The organism is Rahnella perminowiae (genome assembly GCF_019049695.1).
Lineage (GTDB): Bacteria > Pseudomonadota > Gammaproteobacteria > Enterobacterales > Enterobacteriaceae > Rahnella > Rahnella perminowiae.
Genome location: NZ_JAFMOT010000073.1, coordinates 1 through 452 on the forward strand (window position 1 = coordinate 1; position 452 = coordinate 452).

Annotated in this window: 1 protein-coding gene; it reads left to right on the top strand. The window is 44.5% G+C overall.

The window, feature by feature from the left end; translation table 11 throughout:
- On the top strand, window positions 1–452 hold a 452-nt coding region (locus J1781_RS00345; protein WP_238483434.1), incomplete at both ends, for a SulP family inorganic anion transporter.

Below are 452 nucleotides of genomic sequence, written 5' to 3' on the forward strand. Positions count from 1 at the left end.
GTGCCAAGGTCAAGGTATTGCCAATATCGCAAGCGGCTTACTTGGCGGTATGGCAGGCTGTGCCATGATTGGGCAATCGGTGATTAACGTTAAATCAGGCGGTCGGACACGATTATCGACGTTTTTGGCGTGTGTATTTTTGCTAATGATGGTGGAGTTTATAAGCGATTTACTCAAGTTCATTGCCATGACTGCGATGGTAGCGGTGATGATTATGGTGTCGATTGGTACGTTTAACTGGCAATCAATTAAAGAATTAAAAACTCACACCGTTGGTTTTAATGTGGTGATGCTGGTAACGGTGGCGATTGTGGTTTATACCCATAATTTAGCCTTAGGTGTGTTTGCGGGTGTTTTATTGTCGGCGCTATTTTTTGCCAATAAAATCGGTCGTTATCTGTCGGTGCGAGTATTGCCCACAGGCGATACGACTAGTTTGGGTTATGCGGTAA